At 33.8% G+C, this 1,507-nt stretch carries 1 protein-coding gene; it reads left to right on the top strand.

The window, feature by feature from the left end; genetic code table 11:
- Positions 1–828: 828 nt before the first annotated feature.
- Positions 829–1,233 (top strand): T9SS type A sorting domain-containing protein, encoded by a 405-nt coding sequence (locus tag ENL20_10940; protein HHE39069.1) that lies wholly within the window; start codon positions 829–831, stop codon positions 1,231–1,233.
- Positions 1,234–1,507 lie beyond the last annotated feature (274 nt).

The raw sequence follows: 1,507 nt of genomic DNA, 5'->3' as shown, positions 1-1,507 counted from the left end.
TATGCTGCTGATGAAAGTGTGATCATTTTCTGGAATGAATTCTGGGAAGAAGTTGCGATCGATGGATTTAATATTTACCGTTCCCTTTCCGAAGATGGTGTATTTGAGCAGATAAATTCGACAATAATCGAAGAAAATTTTTATCAAGATCCAAATGTTGAGAATGGAATTACTTATTATTATAAGATCAAAGCAGTGATTGACGAGATTTTTGAAACACCTTTTTCCAATATTTATGAAGCAACTCCCATTGATTTCCCGCTTGATCAGGGAATCCTGGTGATCGATGAAACGAGAGATGGAACCGGAGGTCAGGGAAATCCTGATGATGAGATGGTCGATAATTTTTATCAAAATGTAATTGCTCCTGATTTTACAGTTTATGATTATGAACAGGAAGGAGAACCGAGTTTGGAATTTCTGATAGATTATTCAACAATTATCTGGCACGATGATGACCTATCCCAACATTTTATTATGGATAACATCGATAATCTGGGTTGTTACCTGGCTGGAGGAGGAAACCTGATCATTTCCGGCTGGAAAACTGCAAATGAAATTCCAATACATTTCATCAGTAATTTTTCCAATTGCGAGCAAGTTGAAATTGTTGCTGCCTGGGAATTTATCGGAGCTTCTTCCGAAGATTATAATGATCTGAATATCGATCCCGACAAATTGAATCCGGCATTTAACGGAACTCTTCCCTATTCCTGTATTTTTCCTGAAACAGATAACGGTATTTTTGCATTTATCGGAACTGAAGGCAGCGAATATGAATGAAAGATTTGCGGATTAAAATCTCAACCTAACGGAACTTTCGTTCTTTTGGGATTTCCTCTTTATTTCTTTTACGAAGATGAAGTAAACGATTTTCTAATCCAACTTCTCTATGAAATCGGAGAAACTTCTATCGATGATCCAATGACTGAAACCGAAGAATTCTTTATAAATGTTTATCCGAATCCTTTCAATTCTTCGACGACTATTTCTTTTAATTTTACCTCAAAGATCGGAGAGAACGCAGAAATTTCTATCTATAATCTCAAAGGACAGAAAGTTAGAGTTTTGGAGTGTTTCAACTCTGTCGATACAAAAGCGACGGAGTCGCTTCACCACATAAATTGGAACGGAAGAGATGAAAATGGGAACCACACTGCATCAGGAATTTACTTTTTAAAATTCAGAACGAACGATTTTATATCTGTGAAAAAAATGCTGTTAATTCGTTAAATTATGACTCTGAATATTACCAAACCAACCTTGATTCATTAACAGTTAAAATGCTTTACTAAAAACGAATCACATATTTTAATTGACATCAAAAAACCCCTTTTTTAGAAAAGTCACCGAAATATCAGAGATATTCTGAAATGGAAAAATTAACAGAGAATTTTATTGATTTTGTGATTTTTAAGATAGGTATCAATTTATGAGAAAAAATATTATTAAAGGATTAGGTAGATTCAAATATCCTTTTTAAAATTAGCATTTTTATCTTTATATC

This window comes from Candidatus Cloacimonadota bacterium, assembly GCA_011372345.1.
In the GTDB taxonomy this organism is placed as follows: domain Bacteria; phylum Cloacimonadota; class Cloacimonadia; order Cloacimonadales; family TCS61; genus DRTC01.
The sequence above is the reverse complement of the archived record's forward strand: the minus strand, read 5'-3'. Positions and strand labels throughout refer to the sequence as shown.